The sequence below is a fragment of the Syntrophotalea acetylenivorans genome, assembly GCF_001887775.1.
Classification (GTDB): Bacteria; Desulfobacterota; Desulfuromonadia; order Desulfuromonadales; family Syntrophotaleaceae; genus Syntrophotalea_A; species Syntrophotalea_A acetylenivorans.
Genome location: NZ_CP015519.1, coordinates 1,598,876 through 1,621,355, shown reverse-complemented (window position 1 = coordinate 1,621,355; position 22,480 = coordinate 1,598,876). Strand labels below are relative to the sequence as shown.

Here is a 22,480-nt window from a genome sequence, read left to right as displayed (position 1 = left end):
TGAGAGGGGCTTTTTAGGGTGCATTGAGTTGCCAGTCATAGCGGTAAGCGATTCCCCCGCGATAATTTTTTAGCTTATTGGCAAGTTTCGGACGAGCATAGCTCTGGAGGTGTTTCATGAGGTCTGCTCGTGAATTTCCGAAATCTTCTTCATACCAGTCATAAATAGAGGACAAGGTTAAGCCACCGGCAGTAAAGCTTACTCCTCGGGCATGATTGATAAAGTGTCGGGCGCTTTGCTCCAGAAGTTGTTCGCTGTTGCTGGCACTGACAGGTAGTGGCGGCAAGTTGGGGCAGCCAAGGCTGGCGCAATTGAGCACATAATGAAGGCGGGAGTCCTGCCAGACCGGACGCAGAATTCGATGCTCGATATCGTTGAGGCTTAGATGCCGGCCTTCGACTCGCATGAGCTTTGCGTCCCAGGGACCCCGCCGAAATAGCCCCGGAGAGATGTCGATGGCACGAATGCTGGAAACGGGGAAATGATCAAGGACCACCTGCACTGTAAGGGCATTATAGAGATTGACCCAAAAAGCGAGTTGCTCGGGGCGATTGAGTTGGGAAACTTGCACCGTGGCAAGATCCGTCAGGTACTCTCCAAGCAAAGCCTTGTCCTGTTCTGTTACTGCAGCATATTTCAGCCGATAAATACCACTGGGATGCATGGTGTCCAGGTAGCGGCCTAAAAAGAGGCCCCAGCGTGTGTGGTCGATGCGGCGGCCGCTGGTGGCATTGTGGTTTTGCCAGTAGCTCCACAGCTCAGCGCGAGGGGCGGCCGAAAGGTTGGGCGACCAACAAGCGAAAATTGTGAAGAAACTGAGAGAGGTGAGGAGCGAACGAGAAAGCAACATTTTTACCTCCTGCCCGTATTTCTGTTTTGCTAATTGTTTCGAATAGTTAATTGTCAGGTGGACTAAAGCCAATAGGGGGTGAGCTTGCCCACCATTAAAGTTGCGATATAAGTATAAGCGTAACCGTAAAAAAATATCTAGCTTGCATAGAAAGCGAGTCCAGATATGGAAGACAGCGAATTCAGACGATTGGAACTTTACCTAAAAAGCCGCGGTGTGCAGTGCTATCGTTTTATGGACAGGCATAAGGTCGATACACTGTACCGGTCGGGTTATAAGGTGTTGTTCTTCTCCTTTTTTGGAGAGAATGTTTTTACCGGTGACGCCGAGAGCATTCTTCTGGTTCGTCCTGGAGATGATCGACATCTTTCCCGGCATCTCCTCGAGGAGGTACAACGTTTCGGCAATGAATTGGTCAGTCGGGAAAAGGCCGCCTGAACAGTTGCCGGCTTGACTCTTCCTATAGGCAAGAGATGGTGTCGCAACCCCCCAGTTAAACAGCCGCCCTGCCAGTTCCGGCAGGGCGGCTGTTTTTGTACAGTGAAATTTTTTCTGGCCTTGTCTAATGGTCACAGCAGTTTTCACCGGTTTGCAGGTTGCCGGTCAGATAGTCTGATACCAATTGCTGAGGGGAAATCCCTTGGGCTCCAACCAGCACGGCGATATTGTTGTTGGCGAACAGTTCCTGTGCCCGGCGGCCCATGCCGCCGGCAATGACCATGTCGGCACCTAATTCACCAAGCCAGCGGGGCAGCAGGCCTGGTTCATGGGGGGGCGGTTCGTGAAGGCTCTCGCCGAGAACAGCTTTTTTCTGCTCATCAATTTCAATCAGAGCGAAATGCTCACAATGGCCGAAATGCATGCTCAACGATCCTTGATGAAGAGGAATGGCGATTTTCATTTGGTGCTCCTGTGTAAGAGATTTGTTGGCCCGAACGACACTAAAGGGCGGACTATGGGTGGTTCTTTGGTGTTTGCGGTGCTGACAGCAGGGTCGAAATTGCCTGCCATAGCTTCTTAATATCTGTGGCGGCTCCGCTTGGGGTATGTTCAACTACCGTTCGACGGTGGATCTGGGCATCGGTGACTGCGCGGTCATAACGGATCCGACCAACCACCGGCAGTTTGCGTTGCCGGGCGTCGTCTTCGATTAACCGGGTCAGGTCCGGGTTAAGATCCCATTTATTGATGCATACCGCCAGGGGAGAGCCAAAGTGCGCTGCGAGATCCGCTACCCGTTTCAGGTCGTGGCGGCCGCTCATGGTCGGTTCGGTTACCGCCAGTAACTGGTCGGCGCCGGTCAAGGAGGCGATGACGGGGCAACCGATACCGGGAGAGCCGTCGATAATGATCAGGTTGCGGTCTTCGTTAGCGGCGATTTGTTTTGCCTGTTTTCGAATCAAAGAGACCAGCTTGCCGGAGTTTTCCTGAGCGATTCCGAGTCGGGCATGGACCATGGGGCCGTGGCAAGTCGTGGACAGAAACCACTGGCCGTTAATGGAGGGGGAGAAATCGATGGCCTCTTCCGGGCAAAAATGGCTGCATACTCCGCAGCCTTCGCAGGCGATGGGGTCTATCTGAGCACGGCCCCGATCCAGGTTCACAGCGCCAAACCGGCAAAGCTGCAAGCAGGTACCGCAACCGCTGCATTGGACAGTGCGCACCGTGGCGTTGAATCCACCGGAAAAATCATGGCGGTCAAGAACTTGCGGTTCCAGTACCAAGTGCAGGTCGGCTGCGTCCACATCACAATCGGCCACCACCGCATTTTCGGCCAGAGCTGCAAAGGAGGCGGCAACGGAGGTCTTTCCTGTCCCGCCTTTCCCGCTGATGATTACCAGCTCTTTCATGATGCCCTCCCCGTCGTTAGGTTGGCCTTTTTCTGTTGCAATACCATGTCTACCGCAGCTAGAAGCGCCGCGAAAAGCTGTTGGAAATCAGTCAACACTGAACAGACGAGTTCCCCCCGGGAATAGGCCTCGGCTACGCGGCGATCGTCCGGCAGTTGCGCCAGGATGGGTAGTTGCTCCTTCAGGCAGTAATCGAGCAGCGGCCGGTCATCAAGTCCGGCGCGGTTAATGACGACGCCAAAGGGTTGGTCCAGTGCCCGCAACATCTCCACGGCCAGTTGCAGATCGTTGAGTCCAAAGGGAGTCGGTTCCGTTACCAGCAAGGTATAGTCGCAGTGCCGAATACTCTCGATAACGGGACAGGAGGTGCCTGGTGGTGCATCAATAATTGTCAGGTCCGATTCAATCAGGGAATTTTTCAAGGATCGAATCAACGGCGGACTCATGGCCTCACCGATGTTAAGCAGGCCGCTGGCAAAATTGACAGACCCTGCGGTACCCATTTCAATACGGCCTATTTCGCGGGGAACTTCGCTGATGGCCTGGTGGGGACAGAGCCGGATACAGCCGCCGCAGCCGTGGCATAACTCGGGAAAGGTAAGTACCTGATCGGGCAAACAGAGCAGGGCATTGTAATGGCAAAAAGATCCGCAACGGCCACAGAGACCGCAGAGATCTTTGGCGATTTGTGGCACCGTTGTGGTTGCCGGTAGACGTTGCTCTATTTTCGGATGTAGGAAAATATGACCGTTGGGAGCCTCAACATCGCAATCGACGTACAGGACCTGACGGCCCAGGCGGGCCCAAAGAAAAGCGAGGTTGGCGGCGATGGTGGTCTTGCCGGTACCTCCTTTGCCGCTAGCGATGGCAACATGTTGGTTCATTATCCGATCCTAGTTAGTATTTATTCGAGCCCGGACGATTACCGGGCGGGTGTAAGGCCGAAAAGGAATTAAATACCGCCGGTGGCATCGTCCTCGTCAGCTTCGGCTAGGTCTCCGGTTTGGTAGGCCTCCAGAGCTTGAGCAACGGAGCCTTTGGCACCATGGAAGATTTGCACGTTGGCAGCTTTAAGGGAGCGATAAGCTTTAGGTCCAATAGCGCCGGTGATGATGGCTGTTACCTGTTGGTCGACAACCTTTTGCGCGGCTTGAATTCCGGCACCATGGGCCGCATTGAGACCTTTGCTATTGTCGATGGAATGCCAGCTATTATCGGTCGGATCGTAAATCATCAGCCAGGGAGCGCGACCAAAGCGGGGATCGATGAGGCTGTCCAAGGACGGTTCCTGAGCGGTAATGGCAATTTTCATGTTGGGTTTCTCCTTGTTGAGGTTTTAGTGCAATTGCGGTCATGGCAGTAGTTGCGGTTTGGGCGACAACAAGTCGCCAAATTCAAGCTGTCCGAATTGTTTTCTGCTGTTAACTGACCCTTGATCCAGCACTCAATCACATCGCTGATCTCTCCCCAGACACCGCTCAGCACCCACAACCCTTCTGCTTTGAGGGCTGTTTGAAAACGTGGATGTATACCGTCGCAGATTACACCGGACGCGTTCATCTGTTTAAGCCAACGGGCTACTGAAGGTTCCTGGCGAGGGTCCCACCGGGTGTTAACAGGAGGTCCGATCGGGGCCTTGTGGTGATCGACAGTCAGCAGGTAAAATTGCCGTGCTAAACCAAAACGGGGCATGATCCGCTGACCATAGTGGGGAATGGCGATTCGCCGTAACGTATGGTTGGAGTCTGTTGACATGATCTCTTGTATTCCAAGAGTTGTGCCAGGTTGGCTGTTTTTAGAGGGCTTTAAAAAGATATTAAAAACAGTAGGTTGGGATGGTTTCTATGGATTGTGAATTTTAGCGGGAAGTGGGGGGCTGTTGCATCTGCAACGCTTTGGCTAAGGAAGAGTGGACGAATAGGAGGGAAAGGCTGGACGGGGTGTGTTGCATTAATTATGCAACGGTGTTGCTCGGTGCAACGGGGTGCGGGTCAATGAAAATCGCAGTCCTTTAGCCAACGCCAGAGCGTGGTTCGATTAATACCCAGTTCCCTGGCCAGGGCCGTGCGGTTGCCGGCATGTCGAGCCAGCATCCCCTTTAATTGATCGCTATCGGGGCGGTTGTTGGTCGGTCGATGATTGACTGTCGAATGAAGGGTCAGGCTGGTGGGGAGCAGGTCCAAGGTAATCTGCTCGGAACGACAGAGAATGGCAGCTCTTTCAATGATATTCAATAATTCTCTTACATTCCCTGGATAAGGATGATCAAGGAGCAAGTTAAGAACTTCCGGCTCAAATCCGCGAATATTTTTTCCGTACTGCATATTAAAACGGTCAAGAGCCATGTCCAGGAGCAAGGGGATATCTTCGGGCCGGTCTCTCAGGGCTGGAATGGTTAGTTGCACAACGTTGAGGCGGAAGAACAGGTCCTGGCGAAAGGTTCCGGCTGTAACCATTTTGTCCAGGTGGCGATGGGTTGCAGCGATAAACCGTACATCGGCTCGCCGTGCCCCTTTGGCCCCCAGAGGCTGATATTCACGATTCTCCAAAACACGCAACAACTTCACTTGCAGCGATAAGGGAAGGTCGCCGATTTCATCGAGAAACAAAGTGCCGCCTTCGGCTTGGGCAAGACGGCCGGGGCGGTCCTCAACCGAGCCGGTATAAGCTCCTTTACGGGCACCAAAAATTTCCGCTTCGAGTAGCTGTTCCGGCAGGGCTCCGCAGTTGACGGTAATCAAGGGCTTGTTCCCTCGGGGGCTGAGATCGTGCAAGGCGCGGGCAAAGAGCTCTTTGCCTGTACCGCTATCCCCTTGTAGCAGGGTGGTGACATCGCTGGCGGCCACGTCGGGCAGAATGTCGAAGAGTTTACGCATGGCTGGATTACGGCTGACCAGGTCGTGAAAGGTATACTTGTCGCTGACTTCTTGTTGCAGGGCGCGTAGTCGGGACAGGTCGCGAAAGGTTTCCACGCCTCCGGTTGGCTGGCCATCGGCATCCAGCAGGACCGAGGCACTGACGGAGATGGGGATTTCCCGGTTATCCCGATTGAGAATGTCAATTTCGCGATTTTCCACACTGTGGCCGCTGGCCATAGCTTCGCGAACCGGGCAGGCGGAGAAACAGATGCTGCTTCGAAAAATTTCACAGCAGGGCCGGCCCAGGGCTTCCTGTTGGGTAAAGCCGGTGATTTGCTCTGCCGACCGGTTAAACCAGGTGATGTGCATCGAACTGTCGACGGTAAAAACACCGTCAGCAACACTGTCGAGAATGGTGGTTAAATGTTCCAGGGTTTGATGGGGAGTGCTGTTCATGGACTCAGCATACTCTTTTTTAACCGAACGGTCCAGATGCCAGGCTCAAACAAAAACAGCCCACACGATCATCGTGTGGGCTGCTGGTATAACAGTCAAGACGGGTATCAGTCGTTTTTTTTAAGATAGGCATCGATAGCGGCAGCAGCATTTTTCCCGTCGCCCATGGCCAGGATAACCGTAGCGCCGCCACGAACGATATCGCCGCCGGCAAAAACTCCGGGCAAATTGGTCGCCCCGGTATTATCCGTTTCAATATTGCCCTTGGGGGACAATTTCAGGTTCGGTGCCGTGGCGGTCAGCAGAGGGTTGGCACGGGTACCGATGGCGTTGACCACAACATCGACCTCAAGCTCAAAGGTCGTTCCTGGAATGGGTACAGGGCGTCGCCGGCCGGAGGCATCGGGTTCGCCTAGTTCCATCTTTTGGCAACGCAGGCCGGTCACCCAACCCTGCTCATCACCAAGGATTTCCAAAGGAGCGGCAAGCAAAATGAATTCAATGCCTTCTTCCTTGGCGTGTTTAATCTCCTCGATGCGGGCCGGCATTTCCGCTTCGCTGCGGCGGTAGAGAATGATGGCACGCTCGGCACCGAGACGGCGGGCGGTACGTACGGCATCCATGGCGGTGTTGCCGCCACCGATAACCGCGACCTGGCGGCCATGAATGATTGGCGTGGGGACGTCGTTGCGCCAGGCTCCCATCAGGTTGACGCGGGTCAGATATTCGTTGGCCGAATAGACCCCCTTGAGGTTTTCTCCATCCAGGTCCAGCATTACCGGCAGACCAGCCCCGTTGCCGATAAAGACCGCATCGAACTCTTCGCTCAGTTCCTCCAGAGTAACGGTCTTGCCGACGATGACGTTGCATTCAATGCTCACGCCCAAGTTCTGCAGGCGAGTTACTTCGAGGTCAACGATTCGTTTCGGCAGGCGGAATTCGGGGATGCCGTAGCGTAGTACGCCACCAGTGTCGTGCAGCGCTTCAAAGATGGTAACGCTATGGCCCATGCCTGCGAGTTCGCCGGCCATGGTCAGACCGGCGGGACCGGAGCCGACCACCGCAACGCTTTTTCCGCTCGGCTGGGGGGGCTTTCCACCAGTCAGTTCCTCGGGATGTTCCATGGCCCAGTCGGCGACAAATCTCTCAAGATAGCCGATGGCTACCGGCCCGCTTTTAGCACCGCGCACGCAGAGGACTTCACACTGGTCTTCCTGGGGACAGACACGACCACAAACTGCAGGCAAGGTATTGTCGGCTAACAGAATCCGCGCCGCTTCGGGTAAATCGCCCTCGGCTACAGCCTCGATAAATTCCGGAATACGCACGCGTACCGGGCAACCGTCAACGCAGGGTTGACTTTTGCACTGAAGACAGCGTTGCGCTTCGCGGATCGCCTGTTCCTTGTTCAGACCCAGGTTAACTTCTTTGAAGTTGCGGCTGCGGTCCTGCGCATCTTGCTCGGGCATTTTAACCCGCTTGATGGCCATGATCTCTTTATGACTTAGATTTTTTTTCATCGGAAAGCTATTTCTTTACCTTGATGATTTTTTTCTGAAGTTCCGGTGGCAGTTCACCGACTAATTTGGCTTCCTGCTCCCGGTACATGGTCAAACGGTCCATAAGCAGTGCAAAATCAACCTGGTGTCCGTCGAATTCGGGACCGTCGACACAGGCGAATTTGGTCTCATTGTCAATCTTGACCCGGCAACCGCCGCACATGCCGGTGCCGTCGATCATGATCGGGTTGAGACTAACGATGGTTTTGATGCCGTAGGGACGGGTCAATTCACATACCGCCCTCATCATTGGAACCGGGCCCACGGCAAAAATAGCCTGAGGACAGAGCTCGGGGTCATCAATGAGTTCTTGCAGGGCATTGGTCACAAACCCCTGCTTCCCGAGGCTGCCGTCTTCGGTGGTAATCAGTACTTCGCGGGAAAATTCGGCAAGTGCATCGGCCAAGATAATAAACGGTTTGGCCCGACCGCCGATGATGGTGGTCACTTCGTTGCCGGCATCAGCGAGGGCTTTGGCCAGAGGGTAGAGGACCGCCGTGCCGACACCGCCGCCGACACAGGCCACTTTACCCCATCTTTCGATTTCGGTCTCTTTTCCCAGTGGCCCGGCGATGTCCTGCAAACTGTCGCCAACAGGTGTGCCGACGATCTTCAAGGTCGAGGGGCCAACTGCCTGGACAAACAGAGTAATCGTGCCGGCTTGCGGATCAGCATCGGCAATGGTCAGCGGAATCCGTTCACCACCCTTTTCCGGATGAATAATAACAAATTGCCCGGATTTACGAGCTTTGGCAATACGCGGTGCACGAATCACCAGTCGGTGAACGTTCGGTGCCAGCGTATCGTTTTGCAGAACTTCGAACATGTAAACACTCCCAGTATCATCAGGATCTGAACCCATTATTGCCGGCCAGCATAAAATGCTGCACCACACTGCACCACATTAGGCCACATTGCACCACATTTTGAAGGGCTCAGCGAACCATAATAGCAGGAACTACCAACGGATTCAAGTCTTGCGTGGTTCCGCAGTTGAGAGGGCACAATAGGCGCGGAATGTAAAGCCGTTGCACCGTTTTTTGCTTTCTGTTAGTATGCGTTTATATGCGTTTATATGCGTTTATATGCGTTTATATGCGTTTGGTGATCGCTTATTTGTTATGGGTGGATGATGCTGAAAAAAAGAAAAGAAGCTCTGGTTGCAGCATTGAGCGATACGGAAAGTGATGTGCGTGAAGCTGCCGCAGCGGCACTGGAAAAGCTTGAATCCATGCAAGGCCTGGGTGCTATTGCCAAGATACTGAAAGCCGGCAGTCGCGAGCAGCAGATCCGAGCAATTTATGCTTTGGAGAAGGTAGCCAGCTCCAAGGCTTTTTCTCCGCTGGTTGCCGCTCTTAATGCCAAAGAGGCGGATGTTCGTGGTGCCGCACTTCAGGTTTTGGGCAAAAAAAAGAATGTTAAAGTACTTAAGTACATGGTACGGCACCTTAAAGATCCCGATCCGGCGGTTAGGGTTCATGCAGCCGAAGCTCTTGGCAACTTTTCCGACCGGCGTCTTACTCCCTTTTTAACAGCTCTTTTGCAAGGGTCGGATGAGGAATTGGTCAAAAGTGCCGTGCGGTCCCTCGCCGCCATCGCCGACCCGGCCGCAGAGACCGACCTGCTGGTTCTGCTTAATGATCCGCGTCCTGTCCTGCGAGCCCTTGCTGCTGAAGCCCTGGGTGTACTACCTCTCGATGAAACAGATGATCCCGCCCTTTCCCGCTGAAAACCTTCCTGCTGCAGACTTGCTCAAAAATAATCGACCGGATTGATACCTTTGATAAAGCTGTCGACTTCAGCCACCACCAGGTGCTTAACGTTGCTCGCCATTTGTAACGAGCGTGGTCTTGACAGATGTTGGCCGTCTGCGTCAAAAAGAATTTTGACCTCGATTTCATCGGGATTGTCAGTGCCGACCCGGACCACCAAGCCGATTTCGTTGTTCGCCAGGCGCACTAAGCTGCCGACGGGATAAGTGCCGAGGGATGTGATAAAGGCGTCAAGGTATTCCGGATGGAGCATGGTTCCGCTGACCGTTAGCATCTTGGCCACGGCTTGTCGCGGAGAGACCGGTCTTTGGTAGGACCGCAGAGTTGTAATGGCATCATAGGTGTCCGCAATGGCAGCCATATTGACCATTTCCATAGAGCCTTGCAATTGCGCATCGGCAGGATAACCCTGGCAATCATAACGAAGATGATGACCCAACACGATGTCGATAGCTGTTGGGGGAATGCCTTCTGCCTCATGGGCGATTTCCGCTCCCAGGCGGGGATGGTTCATGATCTGGGCAAATTCCTGTTCGGTCAGGCGCCCCGGTTTGTTGATAATCTCCAGGTCGATCTTCAATTTGCCGATGTCGTGCAGCAGACCTCCCAGCCCCAGAATGCGCAGTTGCTCTTCCGTTAATCCGCAGGCTCGGCCGACTGCCAAGGCTATCACCGAGACATTGACCGAATGGGTAAAGGTGTAGTTGTCGTAACTTTTGAGCATGGACAGAGCAAAAAGGGCATGGGGGTCGGACAGGGTAAGCCTTGCCATGTCCTTAACGACATGCTTGGCTTTTTTCGAACAGGGAATGCGCCCCAAGTGTACGTCTTCGAACATCTCATTAACGACCGTCATGGCTCGGCCGTAAATTTTGCGCGGTTCCTGATCTTCGTCTGGGTTGCCGCCAGCCAGTCGAATATGCTCGATATTTTGTTCTGCCAGCATCGCCTCCAAATCCTCCGGGGCGATGTCTGTCTGTTTCAAGAGTTGCAGAAAATAAAGCAGTTCGTTTTCGGTAAGGCCTCGGTGAAATTCCAAGGCTTCGATCTGAAACTGCTTCAGTAGTTGGGTAAGTATTGTGGTGGCCGGAGTCTGAACGGCAAACAGGTGGTCATCGATGAATAAGGTGTCTTCCAGCAAACCCATTTTAAGCATTTCCCGCTGCTCAAGATGGGTGGTCAGGCGCAGGAGCAGTTTTTCCAATTGGATACGAATGGTGGGATGCTGAGCCGGGTAAAGGTGCAATCCTTTAAAAGTGCTGGTAAAGCCTATGACAATCTGCTGGAACAATTCAGGGTTCATTTTTGGTCCTTGCTAAATTTTTGTCGAAAGCTTCCCGCGCTACATGGGCGACCAGTGGCGAAGGGTCCTTGCATGCAATTTCAAGGGCTAGAAGCGAGTCCTCGGTGGCAATATTCCCTAGTGCCTGAGCTGCGCTGCTGCGGAGCTTGTTATGGAGGTTTCGTTTCCAGAGACGCTTTCTTCTGAGGACTTTTACAAGGTGAGGGACGGCTTGTGGCGAGCCAATGGCACCCAGGGCCTTGATCGTTCTTCTTTTGAGGTCAAAAGTCTTCAACAATGGGTCAAAGGAATTTAGCAATCGGATCAACGGTCCGACTGCCGCTTCATTTTGCATTGCTCCCAGGGCGACAATTGCCAGGGGGCATAGTTCCCGGTCCCGGTTGTCGATCAAGGGCTGTAGCCCCTTGAGCGCAACGGGGCCGCCGATGCGGCCCAAGGATCGTACAGCCTCTTTTCGAACGCGGTGATCGCGATGGTCAAGATAGGGGCGAACGTGGATGGCGGTCTTACGGTTCGCAATTCTGCCGAGAATGGCCACTGCGTTACGAGCAATATACCAACGGTTGTCGGCCAGTCGTTCAACAAGGGCAGGAGCTGCACAGTTGCCGAGTTTTATCAAGGCTTCTGCTAGCAGCTTTCGAACTTGGCTATTCTCTTCGTTGGCCAGTCTGTCGACCAGGGCAACGGCTGCTTTTTCTTTAAACACGCTCAGGGCCTCGATAATGTTGTCACGCCCCCCGCTGTGTTGGTGTTTGTCGCACAGAGCATTGATGAAGAATTTCAGTATTTCCGGCCTGGCGAGTTTGTCGAGGGCCTCCAGGCATGATCGGCGTTGGTCGTTGCTGCGAGATCTTTCGGCACCATGTCGGGCCAGTAATAGCAGAGCTTTTCGCGGTGTGGACAGCTCCGGTTCGTGCAGATGTTCTGGCAGAATGGTAACGAGTTTTTGACAGAGCAGGCGATAGCGTTGATCCGAGTTGTTCTTTTCCAGCTCTTGTAGCAGTTGTGCCGGATCGAGTTGGGCGGCCGAAAGGTTCTCTAGCAGTGTTTCGGGCGACAGGATCTGTTTCGTGTCGATTTCTGGTGGCGGCTCTGGGGGCGGATCAAAGGGGCTTTCGTCCAGTTTCCCCGGATCGATGCCTTGCTCAACAAGGATCTTTTCACGCCGGGCCTGGATGGTTTGCAAGTCAATTTCATTGAGGAACAGGCCGGTAATATGTTGTTGCAGAAGAAGTTCTTGAAGTCCCCCTGCCCGCTGTATCTCAGCCGGTTCGCCGATGGCACAGCGAGCGAAAGCCTCAAGATCGCGCATCGTCAGGTCAGGTAGAAATAACAGGCGATGCACTAAACGGGCGAAAAAGAAGAAGGCTAGGTCTTTTAGGGGTGGGATATCGCTGCCGACAGGTTCTTCCTGCCAGTAAAATCCAGTTTTTCTAATGATAATTACCATTTGTCCCTGCCGCAGCAGGGGAGCAAGAAGATTAAGGGTTTCTTGGCACGTGCTCTCGAGGGCCGGATGTCCGGGGGGATAGAAGCGGACCGCCTTGAACAGCTTGCCGATACCGAGAAGGGCTTTTGCAACCTGCCCCTGCCGGCGAAATTCAGCAGGGTCGTTATGTCCGCTACGGATTTCATTCATGGCGAAATGTCTATGCCTCTCCGCTGACCAGCAGGGTTCATCTCGTTGAAATTAGTTCTGCAATTGAAAGCTTGGTTGTTGCATCTGCTGCTGGTGATTATGATATGTTTTACCACAAGATCGATAAACAGGTCCGCTAAGCAGCAATAGATAAAAATAAATATTTTAATATTACAACATTTGTTATTTGATTTCACTAGTTTTTGATGTTCAACAGTGGATCGACTTGTTTGGGAAAGGTAGATATATGGTGTTGGGCATAACCGGTGGCATCGCCAGCGGTAAAACAACAGTGGCACAGACTTTTCAAGCGTTGGGGGCTGTGGTGGTTAGCGCTGACCTTTTGGCTCGGGAGGTTGTCCGGCCGGGTGCCAAGGCTTTACGGCAGATCGCCGCGTACTTTGGCCGGCAGGTGCTCAGGGAAGATGGCACCCTTAATCGTCAGTTGCTGGGCGATATGGTTTTTAATGACCATCAGGCCCGTTTGGCGCTGAACAACATTACTCATCCGGCAATTGCCGAGTTGGCCAGCAAGAGACTGCGAGAGGCAGAACAAGAAGGGGCGCCGCTAGTGGTTTATGATGCTCCCTTGCTGTTTGAAGCCGGTGCCGACCGGCAGGTCGATAAGGTATTGGTGGTAAAGGTCGATGCGGAGGTTCAATTAGCACGTTTGATGGCTCGGGATGGAATCGACCGGCAAAAGGCTCTGGCCCGCATAGATTCCCAGATGCCGCAGATGGAAAAACTAGCCCGCGCCGATTTTATTGTCGACAACTCAGGGTCACCACAAGAGACCGAGGAGCAGGTCAGGTCTCTGATGGAATATTTGAGTCCCCCTTCGCGGGAGCCCAAAGATTCAGGAAGTGCTGAATGAGACTGTAGAGCTCCAGGCGTCGGGGGTTCTCCGGTGCGGTCAGGGCGTGTCCGACTTCCGGGCCGTAAAGATGAAAGATTTTGTGTTGACTCCGCAGCAGGTGAAATAGTTTCAGGCTGCTGTCGACGCGAACGGTCTTATCTCCCGTGCCGTTAACGAGAAGTGCAGGGATGGTTATTTGGCGAGCCAGTCGGCGCACCTTACGGCAGAGCCGATTAAGCTGATGGACTCCATGTAAAGGTCGGCGGTCGTAATAGGTTGCTGCCTCCTCGGGGGCAACCGGTCGGCTCTGATACTTTTTGATAAAGCGCAAAAGGCCGGCGGCCGGCGCCAATCGATGTTTCATCCGTAGGAAAGGTGAAAGCAGGATCATTCCCGCCAGTGGTTGCCGAGCGGCCAGGGCAATGATCAGCAGGGCGCCGGTGCTAAGGCCGAGTCCAAAGATCTTTTGCGTGTGTTGCTGTAATAGTAGATATCCTTCCTCTACTGCCTGTTGCCATTCATCGTGATGCCGAATGGCCAGATCCTCCGGGCTGGTGCCGTGACCCGGTAGTCGTACCCCCATGGTCGTAAATCCCAATTGAGTCAGAAGCCGGGCAAGGGGCTCCATCTCGCGGGGGCTGGCAGTGAAACCGTGAACCAGCAGAATTCCGTAGCCGTTGGGCCTGGCCGGCGTCAGCAGAAAAGGCAGCTGTTCGTCATTTAGGACGCCTTGTTCTCGGGCACGGGAGATGAGTGCTTCCAGTTGTGATGGTTCGTTAGTGGTCATGGCTGAGAGGGCTTGCCGAGGTGGCGGGAAAGTGTTTGCGAGTCGGTTGGCCGACAAGGAAGCCAGCCTTTCAACCGAAGCTGGAAGATGGCTTCGGTTGAAAGGCGACCGGTCTTTTGGACTGCCCAGGTTCAAGGGGTGGTGGTTTCGCTCAGAAAACAGTCTGCATGTCGTTAACAGTTGTCTTGACTCGGTCGAAACGGGTCTACTTGTGGAAGCCGAGACGGGTCGAAAGTTCTTCGGCGGCGCGAGTCACCAGAGGGACCAGTTCTTTTTCCAGTCGTTCGTCGGAAAAGCGGGTAGCGGGACCGGAGATGCTCAAGGCACCAACGATGCGCCGGGTGTAATCTCGAATCGGGGCGGCAACGCAACGGACACCAATGTCGAGCTCCTCGATGTCAAAGGCATAGCCCCTCTCGGCAACTTGGGCCAGATCTTTCTTGAGCTCCTGGCGGTCGGTGATGGAATAGGGCGTGTAGGCATCCAGTTCCTGGCTGGGCAAGACGCTTTCCAGTTCCTCGTCGGACATATAAGCCAGATGGACTTTCCCTGCGGCGGTGCAGTAGGCCGGCAATCGGGTTCCGACACGGGAAACCACTCGCACCGTCAGGCGGGTTTCCACCACGTCGAGGTAAACGATATAGCCGTCCTTAAAGATGGCGACGTAGGAGGTTTCGTTGGATTCGTTGACCAGTTCTTCAAGGACCGGTTTGGCCTGATGCAGCAGGCCCATCTTTTTGATGAAGGTTTGGCCAAGCTCCAGGGATTTGAGGCCCAGACGGTAGTTTTCGGTCGCTTTGTTCTGCTCGATATATCCGCGGGACTCGAGGGTTGCAAGGAGGCGAAAAACGTTGTTTTTATGAAGCTTCAACCGCTTGCTCAGCTCGGTGACTCCGAGTTCGTCAACGTCGTCGCCATGGAACTGCTCAAGCAGATCGAGGGCGTGGGACACTGCCTGAATCATGTATTCGGATTTTTCTTTACGTGCCATGGTATTTTGTATCCTTATTTAAATTCATTCTATGGGTCAAATTTTCTACTGTTTGCGGCGAGAAGATCCTTGCCTGCTTCGGGGTGTTTGATCGCACCGAAGGGGTAAGGTTTTGAGGCAAAGTGTTGTCGTTCAATAATTGAATGAATAAATAACGGCGAAGGGCCTGTTATGATTTGGCTCATTGCCTGATTAAAAAAGTGGCCTGAAAAGCTGCCTTTTTATACATTGCCGCTTAAATACTAAAATCTTGTTTTATAATTGTCAATGCGGTTCGTTTGTCATTTTTCTTTAAAGATAAATGCTAGACAAGAAATATTTATGGAGTATTTCTTTCATAAAGCTGAGAAACAACAGCATCTTAGGCCATCTTTTTGGTGGTTGTTTGGCTGGCCTAATGTGCTGCGGTTTTTTTGTTTGGAAAGCAATAAAATAATTTACCAAACTGTTTTTTTTTTGGGTTTTTTGTAAAACAAGTACGGTGTTTTATTGGTGCTTTCTTTAAGCAGACTTCATGCCAATCATTTGATATGCCCAGTAGCTGAAAAGGTTACGGTTGTCGCTTGGCCTCAACCTCTCAGGTTTCATCCGCTTTGATCACTTCGCGCAAAACACTGGTGGCATAGCTGCCTTTGGGTAAGGAAAAGGCTACGACCAGATGGTCGTTCTCTTTTTCGACAGTGACTTTCCCCAACGGTACACGGAGCGGTCTGCGACTCCCCTCCAGAGAGAGGCCCCGAGCAAGGCGGAAGCTTTCGCGGGACAAACCTTCTTTGGTCAGGAGACTTTCTTCGAGAATGCCTGCTTGCTTCTGGCTCAATGTGACCTTGTAGCCGTATAGTGGGGCTGACGGACTGATCTCCAGTCGGTCGGCGCGCGGTTGCTCTGCGGCCGGATCGGTTACCAGAAAACAGGCCCCATTGTCATGCTTGTAAGCGAGGTCGCCAGGCCAGAGGGTCTCCAGTGAGGCGAGCCGCATGGTTACGAGTCGGTCGAAGAGACAGGATTGATAGGCCGACAGATAGAGCCGTAGCAGCTTGTGCGGCATGCCGAGAAGAGCTTTTTTGGGCGAATGCCCCTTGATTAACTGGCCCAGTAGCCGAGCTTCGCTGCCCATGCCCCGGGGCAGAAGGCTGCGGGCTGCTTCAACATCGCCGCTGACAAAGGCTTCGGCAGCTCGTTGCCAATCGCTGTTGAGGATAGCCGTCGGGTCACCGATGATATGAGCGATTGCGCCAGGGAAATCCCCATTCAATATAGCCTTGCCCACTAAGTGGTTGTTACCGAGCACGCCATAGCGCTGTTTGCCGAAGTAGTTGGGCACCCCGGTCATTTGCAGAACATGCAAGATTTCCTGTGCTCTCTCCAGGGCCTGCGGACCGACATTGCGAATGCGAATAATAAAACGATTGCCCTTTAGATGACCGGTGCGTAGCTTGTTTCGATGATAGCGGGCTGCCAGAATGGTAACGCCATCAATTTGCAAGGCCATGGCTTGTTCGGGGCTGACTTTTGTCACCGAGATGGTTTGCCGGGTGATCGCCCGTGCGTCTTTTAGACCGGCATAGCCCATCTCTTGTCGTTTGGCGCCGAGGGCTTTTGCCAGAGTATCCAGCAAGTCGAGGGTGGTGAGGCCGCTTTTCTCCACGTCGAGATACAGGTGTTCGCCTTCTCCGCAAGGTTCATAGAGAGGAATCTCTTCGACGCGGAAGTCTTCCGGGCACTCTTTGATGGTGCCGCCGGTGCCGGCGAAATTTTCGGTCAAGTAGTCAGCCATGGGGAATGGTGCTCCAAGGGGTTCTAAATCCCGGGCTGACCGGTGCAAGCAAATGAGGGCCGCTGTCGCAAGACTCCTTTTTGTTGCAGTGCAGAAAATAGATCGGCTGTCCCCGGTCCAGAAAACGGCGCATGTATTTCGAGCGGGGATAGTCTGCCGGCAACTGTCCGGGCAGTTGTTCGAGCTTGCTTTGATAGTCGGGCAGACTGAGCAGTTGCGGGGCGACCTGTTCGGCATAATCGGCAAAGTCGGTGCTGAAGAAAAGTTCGCCGCCGGGTCGCAGATAGTACAGCAATGTTTTTAGGAATTCCTGATTGAGAAGGCGCCGTTGGCGATGACGTTTCTTTGGCCAGGGGTCAGGGCAGTTGATATACACGGCATCCAGGCTATCCATGGTCAGATAGCGGTCAAGGAGAAAGCGGGCCTCGATACGCATGACTCGAACATTGGTCAGGCTGGTTTTGTCGATTCTTCGGCAGGTCTTGTAGCAGCCCTTGTTATAGATATCGATGGCTAAAAAGTTTCGCTGTGGTTGTTGTGCCGCCAGTTGAACGATGAAGTCTCCGATGCCACAGCCGATCTCCAGGGCAAGGGGATTGTCGTTGCCAAAGATTGCGGCAAAATCCACCGGGGGTTCAAGTTGTTGCTCCGGGAGAAATGTTGGAGAGGTTATTTCAATGATGCGCTGAGTCATGAAGAATCATACTCTCTGTTGACTGGGTGCTGAACAACGGTTCTAAGGCATTTAAGGCAACAAAAAAGTTGTTGGTTAATTATCGGTGGTTGCCGGAAACATCCCTGAAAAATACTCGGGTCACTTGTTCCCTTACTGGAGAATCAAAGCCCGGCAAAATATCATAGCTGACAACCTTTTTCAACTATCAGAAGGGGGACAAAACAAACACTCTATTGATGCTCAAGGCTGTCTAGCAGTTGTTGCCTTTCTGATTCGAAGAGGTAGTCGTAATGCGGCATGTGCTGTTTGGGCTCTGTTGCCTCGTGGGACATCAGCATCTGCTCTAGTTGCCGCCTGTTCATGCGCTGACCGATTCCGTTGAGGATTGGTCCGATTTGACCGCCCTTACCGTTTAATCGATGACAGGCGCGGCAACCGAGCATCGCTATTATATCCCCCGGTGTGTCCGCTGCTTCGGTAGCAGAGCTTAAGCAGAGGGGAACCAGTATCATGATATATAGGCCAATCTGGCGGATTATGGTCATTGGTGGGAATCGTAGTGAAAGGGGCTGAGTTGTCGAATCTGTATCAAGCTTCAGCGAGCATAGCATTTTGCCGTTTGTTTTGACAATTGCGAAGCTTCGATAAAAAGTGGTATTTAACCATAGTCTGAATAAGGAACAGGAAAAACCTAAATGTTGTGTTTGGTCTTTGTATATTTAACGGAAGAGGATGGTGAGCCATGCTTATCGTAATGCATCATCACGCCACAGCTGAAGAGATCAAGGCCGTTCAGGCAGCTGTGACCGCCCTTGGTTTTCGAAGTGAGCCGATCCCCGGTAAAGAGCGGACGGCCATCGGGGTACTTGGCAATCAGGGTTATGTCGATGATGGCACTATCTTGGAGCTTCCCGGTGTGCTTGAGGTTATCCATGTCAGCAAGCCCTACAAACTGGTTTCTCGCGATTTCCATCCTGCTGCCAGCGAAGTGCGGGTGGGTGAGGTGGTTCTGGGTAATGGATTGGCTCCGGTGGTTATGGCTGGTCCCTGCTCTATCGAAAGCGAAGAACAGATCGTGACGGCCGCTCGATTGGTGAAGAGCGCCGGTGCCCAAATATTGCGGGGCGGCGCTTTCAAGCCGAGAACCGGCCCCCATTCCTTTCAGGGATTGGGTATTGAAGGCCTTAAATACCTTCGCGCTGCCGGCAACGAAGTCGATATGCCGGTAGTTACGGAAGTCATGCGCATCGGTCAATTAGACGCGGTCTGTCAATATGCCGATCTGGTGCAGATCGGCGCCCGTAATATGCAGAATTTTGAGCTGCTGAAAGAAGTCGGTAAACTCGATCGTCCAATACTGCTCAAACGGGGTATGAGTGCTACGCTGGAGGAATTCCTGGCAGCCGCTGAATATATTCTTGCTGAGGGTAATAGTCAGGTGGTGCTCTGCGAACGGGGCATCCGAACCTTTGAAACCGCAACTCGAAATACTCTTGACCTGTCCATTGTCCCCCTGGTGAGGGAATTGAGTCATCTACCGATTGTGGTCGATCCCAGCCATGCTACCGGTAAAAGGTCTCTTGTGCCGGTTATGGCCAAGTCGGCACTGGTGGCCGGGGCGCATGGTCTGATGATAGAGGTTCACCCCACGCCGGAAACCGCTCTTTGCGATGGTGCTCAAAGTCTCACCGGCGAAGGTTTTGCCGATTTAATGGATCAAATTCGCCGGTTGCTGCCTGTGCTCGAAACATGCTAAGGCGACATGTCGGGTTTTAGGAGGCCATTGAACCGGGATGCGGGCTGTTGTTACCAGGGTACTTCGCCTGCCGCTGGACTGTGTAACTGCAACAAGGCAATTTCCGGCTGACAGAAAAAACGGACCGGTAAAACACTGGTGCCCATGCCGCGATTGACGTAGAGGGGGATGTTGTTGGCCGTTACTCTGTAGAGACCGGAAACAAAAGGGGCGGAGAACCGAGGCAGATAGAAGGGGTGAATAAAGGGTAGGCGAACTTGCCCGCCATGAGTATGGCCGCTTAAGATCAAGTCGGCCACTGGTGACAGTCTGTCGTGCCCAAAGGCCGGGACATGGGACAAGACAACATTGAGGCGATTGCTGGTTGCGGCCTGCCGTATCTTTTCCAGACCTTGGGAGGCCGAAGGATAGTCGATACCGAGGATCGATAAGGGGATGCCGCGTATCAGCAGGTCGCGGCGCTCGTTGATTAATAGCTCAGCTCCCGCCTTGGCCAGTTTCCGCCGAAGAGGTTCCCCCTCCAGGCGGGACCAATATTCCCAGTTGCCCTGAACGGCGAAGATGCCTCCTTCGGACCGCAGTAAGCTGACGAACTCAAGGGCGCCCTCAAGTTTGCGTGCTTGGTCCAAATAGTCACCGGTTAACAGGATCAGGTCAGGGCGCAGTTCGTTGATGGTTGTCGCGGCCTCGGCGAAATGATTGGGCAAGGAACGCAGATGGAAGTCCGACAGATGGACGATGCGCAGTCCCGGCCCCGGGGGGATCTTGGCGATGCTCAGCTGCACTTTTTCCACAACGAAAGACCGTGGCTCGTACCAGCAGGCCTTGCCCAGAAAGAGACCTCCAATCAGCCCGGTGCCGACCGTAAGAAACTTGCGGCGGGAAAGGCTGGTGATGGTTTTATTCGTAGTGGGTTCGCTCACGGATTAGGATGCTCCTGCCGGATAATGCAAGTAAACTCCTGATGCTTCTGGATAAACCTTGCCTTTTCTCAACGCTTTATGTCGAACTATAGCATGGGCCCTGTCAGGGCACCAAATGCAAGTATTTGGGATGTCCAATAATGTTCTATGGGCGCTTATAAACACAAACGACAGTGCCTTGTAGGCACCGAGGTTTTCACTTTTGTCTGATTTGATTGCTCGCGTGGCTGTTGCCGCTCCTTTACCCCAGGCTCTTTACTACCGTATTCCCGAATCGTTGTCCCAGCAGGCTCGGGTCGGTGCACGCCTGCGGGTGCCCCTCGGTCGACGGCAGGTGGTCGGTTATCTACTCGGCTTTACCGATCAGCCCGTTGCGCGCCTGAAAGATGTGCTTGAGGTGCTCGATCGCGAGCCCCTTTTTCATGAATCGATGGTGGCGTTTTTTGAATGGGCCGCCGACTACTATTGTCATCCCCTTGGAGAGGTGATTCGCACTGCGCTGCCGGCTGGTTTGAGTGGTGTCGGGAAGGGCCCGAAAATCCTTAGCGAAAGTTTTTTTACTCTGCTGCTTGAAAAGGAGGAACCGCGGGGGGCGAAGCAGCGGGCCATCGTGGATTATCTGAGACAGCACGGCGCCACGCCTTTGACGCAATTAAAAGAACAGTTCGGCGATGTCTATGGCAGTCTCAAACGCCTCGTTGAGCAGGGCTTTGTCACTGAAGACAAAAAAGAACGAAACCGTGATCCCTTTGCAGCCGTACCGTTGACAGCCGATTGTCCTGTCGAACCCGCTGAGGGGCAGCTGGTCGCCTTGCAGACTATCGAAGAAGCACTGGCCGGCAACGATTTTCGACCGATGTTGTTGCACGGTGTGACCGGCAGTGGCAAGACGGAAGTCTATTTGCGAGCTGTTCAGCAGGCTTTGAAGTTGGGTCGTAAAGCGCTGGTGCTGGTACCGGAGATTGCCCTCACCCCCCAGTTGGTGGGGCGTTTTCGAGCGCGGTTTGCTGCGGAAGGCGCACGGTTGGCTGTGCTTCATTCGGGGTTGTCCGATGGCGAGCGTTATGACACCTGGCGAACCGTGGCTCGCGGGGAGTCCGATATTGTGATCGGTGCCCGCTCGGCGATTTTTGCCCCCATCGAAAACCTGGGGATCATTGTGGTCGACGAGGAACATGAGGGCAGTTACAAGCAGGGGGACGGGTTTCGTTATCATGCCCGTGATCTGGCCTTGTTGCGGGGCCAGATGCTAGGTGCCACTGTATTGCTGGGCAGTGCCACTCCGGCCCTGACCACCTTTTATCGGGCTCAGCAGGGGCAGAGTGAATACCTGCCCCTGGCAGACCGGGTTATGGGGCGGCCGTTGCCGACAGTGGAACTGGTCGACCTGTCCGAGCAACGTCCCGAAGGCGTTTTAGCTGAGCCGCTGCGACAGGCCCTGCTGGAAAATCTGGAACGGGGAGAGCAATCCCTGCTGCTTTTGAATCGACGCGGTTTTGCCCCCTTCCTGCTCTGTGTCGACTGCGGCGCGACGGTGCGCTGTCCCAATTGCGAAATTACCCTGACCTACTATCAGCAGCAACGAGTACTGCGCTGTAATTACTGTGATTTTTCCCTGACTCCGCCCGATACCTGTCCGGTTTGTCACGGTAATGAACTGGCCCCGGAAGGAGCCGGTACCGAGCGCCTGGAGGAAGAATTGGCGGAGTTGCTGCCTGCGGCTAATATCGGACGCATGGATCGTGATACCACTTTGCGTAAGGGTACCCATCAGAAATTGATTGACGGTATGGCGAGTCGCCGTATCGATGTGTTGGTCGGTACCCAGATGGTGGCTAAGGGGCATGATTTTCCCGGTGTGACCCTGGTGGGGGTGGTTAATGCCGATAGTGCACTGAACTTACCCGACTTCCGTTCTGCCGAGCGGGCATTTTCGCTGTTGACCCAGGTGGCCGGCAGGGCGGGCAGGGGAGAAAAACCAGGCCGGGTACTCATTCAGACCTACGATCCTGAGCACTATGTGTTGAGTTGTGCGGCGGGGCATGACTATCGATCTTTTTATGATGAAGAATTGGTTAACCGTGAAATGCTGGGTTATCCGCCTTTTGGTCACCTGGTGAATTGTCTGCTGGCAGGGAACGATGAACAGCGGGTGATTGCCGCCGCCGAAGGGCTGGCGGACGCGTGGCAGGAACTGGCGGATGGCACAACGGTGGAAATCCTCGGGCCGGCGCCCTGTCCCTTAAGCCGGTTACGGGGTAAGTGGCGTCGACAAATTTTACTCAAAGCTCCCAGCCGATCTGCTTTGCGCCATTTGCTGAACCATTTCAAAGATTTGCGTAGTCGGGTCCCGGCCGGGGTGACAGCGACTATCGACGTTGATCCTATCGATATGTTGTGAGCGTGCAATAATATCCGGCAGTTTTT

22 protein-coding genes are annotated in these 22,480 nt (G+C 53.7%); 5 read left to right on the top strand and 17 right to left on the bottom strand.

From position 1 onward, the window contains the following. Positions 1-13: 13 nt before the first annotated feature. Positions 14-850 (bottom strand): DUF547 domain-containing protein, encoded by an 837-nt coding sequence (locus A7E78_RS07355; RefSeq protein WP_145924863.1) that lies wholly within the window; start codon positions 848-850, stop codon positions 14-16. A gap of 165 nt (positions 851-1,015) precedes the next feature. On the opposite strand from A7E78_RS07355, the gene A7E78_RS07350 reads away from it, so the two are divergent. Then, positions 1,016-1,288 carry a hypothetical protein gene (locus tag A7E78_RS07350; RefSeq protein WP_072283619.1) on the top strand — a complete coding sequence of 91 codons (273 nt, stop codon included), beginning with the start codon at positions 1,016-1,018 and terminating at the stop codon, positions 1,286-1,288. Between the two features lie 124 nt (positions 1,289-1,412). Here A7E78_RS07350 and A7E78_RS07345 read toward each other — a convergent pair whose 3' ends face one another. From A7E78_RS07345 to A7E78_RS07310, 8 genes are all read right to left on the bottom strand, one after another. Continuing rightward, complete coding sequence (locus tag A7E78_RS07345) at positions 1,413-1,751, bottom strand: NifB/NifX family molybdenum-iron cluster-binding protein (RefSeq protein WP_072283618.1); 339 nt, start codon at positions 1,749-1,751, stop codon at positions 1,413-1,415. A gap of 52 nt (positions 1,752-1,803) precedes the next feature. Next, on the bottom strand, positions 1,804-2,700 hold the full coding sequence (locus tag A7E78_RS07340) for an ATP-binding protein (RefSeq protein ID WP_072283617.1): 897 nt from the start codon (positions 2,698-2,700) through the stop codon (positions 1,804-1,806). After that, on the bottom strand, positions 2,697-3,584 hold the full coding sequence (locus A7E78_RS07335) for an ATP-binding protein (RefSeq protein WP_072283616.1): 888 nt from the start codon (positions 3,582-3,584) through the stop codon (positions 2,697-2,699). The genes A7E78_RS07340 and A7E78_RS07335 overlap by 4 nt, the downstream gene beginning before the upstream one ends. 68 nt (positions 3,585-3,652) lie before the next feature. Next, entirely contained in the window at positions 3,653-4,012 is a 360-nt protein-coding gene (locus A7E78_RS07330; RefSeq protein ID WP_072283615.1) for a NifB/NifX family molybdenum-iron cluster-binding protein, read from the bottom strand. Next, on the bottom strand, positions 4,009-4,392 hold the full coding sequence (locus A7E78_RS15745) for a NifB/NifX family molybdenum-iron cluster-binding protein (protein ID WP_418361394.1): 384 nt from the start codon (positions 4,390-4,392) through the stop codon (positions 4,009-4,011). Before A7E78_RS15745 ends, A7E78_RS07330 begins: the two co-directional genes overlap by 4 nt. Positions 4,393-4,691: 299 nt before the next feature. Next, positions 4,692-6,014 carry a sigma-54 interaction domain-containing protein gene (locus tag A7E78_RS07320; RefSeq protein WP_072283613.1) on the bottom strand — a complete coding sequence of 441 codons (1,323 nt, stop codon included), beginning with the start codon at positions 6,012-6,014 and terminating at the stop codon, positions 4,692-4,694. Positions 6,015-6,121: 107 nt separating this feature from the next. Further along, positions 6,122-7,534, bottom strand: coding sequence for an NADPH-dependent glutamate synthase (gltA, locus tag A7E78_RS07315; RefSeq protein WP_072283612.1), 1,413 nt, complete (start codon positions 7,532-7,534; stop codon positions 6,122-6,124). 7 nt (positions 7,535-7,541) lie between these two features. Then, entirely contained in the window at positions 7,542-8,399 is an 858-nt protein-coding gene (locus A7E78_RS07310) for a sulfide/dihydroorotate dehydrogenase-like FAD/NAD-binding protein (RefSeq protein ID WP_072283611.1), read from the bottom strand. A gap of 303 nt (positions 8,400-8,702) precedes the next feature. Between A7E78_RS07310 and A7E78_RS07305 the strand changes: the two genes are divergently transcribed. Continuing rightward, positions 8,703-9,302: a HEAT repeat domain-containing protein gene (locus A7E78_RS07305; RefSeq protein WP_072283610.1), complete on the top strand. Its 600-nt coding sequence runs from the start codon at positions 8,703-8,705 to the stop codon at positions 9,300-9,302. A 23-nt stretch (positions 9,303-9,325) separates the two neighbouring features. On the opposite strand, the gene A7E78_RS07300 is transcribed toward A7E78_RS07305, so the two are convergent. Both A7E78_RS07300 and A7E78_RS07295 read right to left on the bottom strand, forming a co-directional pair. Beyond that, positions 9,326-10,648, bottom strand: a complete 1,323-nt coding sequence (locus A7E78_RS07300; protein WP_072283609.1) for an HD-GYP domain-containing protein — start codon at positions 10,646-10,648, stop codon at positions 9,326-9,328. Further along, the gene (locus A7E78_RS07295) at positions 10,638-12,287 is read right to left on the bottom strand and encodes a HEAT repeat domain-containing protein (RefSeq protein WP_072283608.1); all 1,650 of its coding nucleotides are present in this window, start codon (positions 12,285-12,287) and stop codon (positions 10,638-10,640) included. The genes A7E78_RS07300 and A7E78_RS07295 overlap by 11 nt, the downstream gene beginning before the upstream one ends. A 247-nt stretch (positions 12,288-12,534) precedes the next feature. Between A7E78_RS07295 and coaE the strand changes: the two genes are divergently transcribed. Further along, the gene (gene coaE / locus A7E78_RS07290) at positions 12,535-13,161 is read left to right on the top strand and encodes a dephospho-CoA kinase (RefSeq protein WP_072283607.1); all 627 of its coding nucleotides are present in this window, start codon (positions 12,535-12,537) and stop codon (positions 13,159-13,161) included. Here the strand turns inward: coaE and A7E78_RS07285 are convergent. The 5 genes from A7E78_RS07285 to A7E78_RS07265 all read right to left on the bottom strand — a co-directional run bounded on the left by A7E78_RS07285 (position 13,094) and on the right by A7E78_RS07265 (position 17,919). Further along, positions 13,094-13,930 (bottom strand): alpha/beta hydrolase, encoded by an 837-nt coding sequence (locus A7E78_RS07285; RefSeq protein ID WP_072283606.1) that lies wholly within the window; start codon positions 13,928-13,930, stop codon positions 13,094-13,096. The two genes, coaE and A7E78_RS07285, sit on opposite strands and share 68 nt — an antisense overlap. Positions 13,931-14,135: 205 nt before the next feature. Further along, positions 14,136-14,921: an IclR family transcriptional regulator gene (locus A7E78_RS07280; protein WP_072283605.1), complete on the bottom strand. Its 786-nt coding sequence runs from the start codon at positions 14,919-14,921 to the stop codon at positions 14,136-14,138. Positions 14,922-15,498: 577 nt separating this feature from the next. Continuing rightward, positions 15,499-16,698, bottom strand: a complete 1,200-nt coding sequence (gene truD, locus A7E78_RS07275) for a tRNA pseudouridine(13) synthase TruD (RefSeq protein WP_072283604.1) — start codon at positions 16,696-16,698, stop codon at positions 15,499-15,501. After that, a complete protein-coding gene (gene trmB / locus A7E78_RS07270; protein ID WP_072283603.1) occupies positions 16,691-17,392 on the bottom strand; it encodes a tRNA (guanosine(46)-N7)-methyltransferase TrmB in 702 nt (233 codons plus the stop codon). The genes truD and trmB overlap by 8 nt, the downstream gene beginning before the upstream one ends. A gap of 212 nt (positions 17,393-17,604) precedes the next feature. Next, positions 17,605-17,919 (bottom strand): c-type cytochrome, encoded by a 315-nt coding sequence (locus tag A7E78_RS07265; protein WP_072283602.1) that lies wholly within the window; start codon positions 17,917-17,919, stop codon positions 17,605-17,607. A 197-nt stretch (positions 17,920-18,116) separates the two neighbouring features. On the opposite strand from A7E78_RS07265, the gene aroF reads away from it, so the two are divergent. Then, positions 18,117-19,130 (top strand): 3-deoxy-7-phosphoheptulonate synthase, encoded by a 1,014-nt coding sequence (gene aroF, locus A7E78_RS07260; protein ID WP_072283601.1) that lies wholly within the window; start codon positions 18,117-18,119, stop codon positions 19,128-19,130. A gap of 50 nt (positions 19,131-19,180) precedes the next feature. On the opposite strand, the gene A7E78_RS07255 is transcribed toward aroF, so the two are convergent. Next, entirely contained in the window at positions 19,181-20,053 is an 873-nt protein-coding gene (locus A7E78_RS07255) for a metallophosphoesterase (RefSeq protein WP_072283600.1), read from the bottom strand. Positions 20,054-20,255: 202 nt separating this feature from the next. Here A7E78_RS07255 and priA point away from each other — a divergent pair, with 202 nt between their 5' ends. Further along, the gene (gene priA / locus A7E78_RS07250; RefSeq protein WP_072283599.1) at positions 20,256-22,454 is read left to right on the top strand and encodes a replication restart helicase PriA; all 2,199 of its coding nucleotides are present in this window, start codon (positions 20,256-20,258) and stop codon (positions 22,452-22,454) included. Positions 22,455-22,480 lie beyond the last annotated feature (26 nt).

Bases quoted from the DNA above. Each gene is read 5' to 3' on its own strand.
- A7E78_RS07355 (WP_145924863.1), bottom strand. From the start codon at position 850: ATGTTGCTTTCTCGTTCGCTCCTCACCTCTCTCAGTTTCTTCACAATT.
- A7E78_RS07350 (WP_072283619.1), top strand. From the start codon at position 1,016: ATGGAAGACAGCGAATTCAGACGATTGGAACTTTACCTAAAAAGCCGC.
- A7E78_RS07345 (WP_072283618.1), bottom strand. From the start codon at position 1,751: ATGAAAATCGCCATTCCTCTTCATCAAGGATCGTTGAGCATGCATTTC.
- A7E78_RS07340 (WP_072283617.1), bottom strand. From the start codon at position 2,700: ATGAAAGAGCTGGTAATCATCAGCGGGAAAGGCGGGACAGGAAAGACC.
- A7E78_RS07335 (WP_072283616.1), bottom strand. From the start codon at position 3,584: ATGAACCAACATGTTGCCATCGCTAGCGGCAAAGGAGGTACCGGCAAG.
- A7E78_RS07330 (WP_072283615.1), bottom strand. From the start codon at position 4,012: ATGAAAATTGCCATTACCGCTCAGGAACCGTCCTTGGACAGCCTCATC.
- A7E78_RS15745 (WP_418361394.1), bottom strand. From the start codon at position 4,392: ATGCCCCGTTTTGGTTTAGCACGGCAATTTTACCTGCTGACTGTCGAT.
- A7E78_RS07320 (WP_072283613.1), bottom strand. From the start codon at position 6,014: ATGAACAGCACTCCCCATCAAACCCTGGAACATTTAACCACCATTCTC.
- gltA (WP_072283612.1), bottom strand. From the start codon at position 7,534: ATGAAAAAAAATCTAAGTCATAAAGAGATCATGGCCATCAAGCGGGTT.
- A7E78_RS07310 (WP_072283611.1), bottom strand. From the start codon at position 8,399: ATGTTCGAAGTTCTGCAAAACGATACGCTGGCACCGAACGTTCACCGA.
- A7E78_RS07305 (WP_072283610.1), top strand. From the start codon at position 8,703: ATGATGCTGAAAAAAAGAAAAGAAGCTCTGGTTGCAGCATTGAGCGAT.
- A7E78_RS07300 (WP_072283609.1), bottom strand. From the start codon at position 10,648: ATGAACCCTGAATTGTTCCAGCAGATTGTCATAGGCTTTACCAGCACT.
- A7E78_RS07295 (WP_072283608.1), bottom strand. From the start codon at position 12,287: ATGAATGAAATCCGTAGCGGACATAACGACCCTGCTGAATTTCGCCGG.
- coaE (WP_072283607.1), top strand. From the start codon at position 12,535: ATGGTGTTGGGCATAACCGGTGGCATCGCCAGCGGTAAAACAACAGTG.
- A7E78_RS07285 (WP_072283606.1), bottom strand. From the start codon at position 13,930: ATGACCACTAACGAACCATCACAACTGGAAGCACTCATCTCCCGTGCC.
- A7E78_RS07280 (WP_072283605.1), bottom strand. From the start codon at position 14,921: ATGGCACGTAAAGAAAAATCCGAATACATGATTCAGGCAGTGTCCCAC.
- truD (WP_072283604.1), bottom strand. From the start codon at position 16,698: ATGGCTGACTACTTGACCGAAAATTTCGCCGGCACCGGCGGCACCATC.
- trmB (WP_072283603.1), bottom strand. From the start codon at position 17,392: ATGACTCAGCGCATCATTGAAATAACCTCTCCAACATTTCTCCCGGAG.
- A7E78_RS07265 (WP_072283602.1), bottom strand. From the start codon at position 17,919: ATGACCATAATCCGCCAGATTGGCCTATATATCATGATACTGGTTCCC.
- aroF (WP_072283601.1), top strand. From the start codon at position 18,117: ATGCTTATCGTAATGCATCATCACGCCACAGCTGAAGAGATCAAGGCC.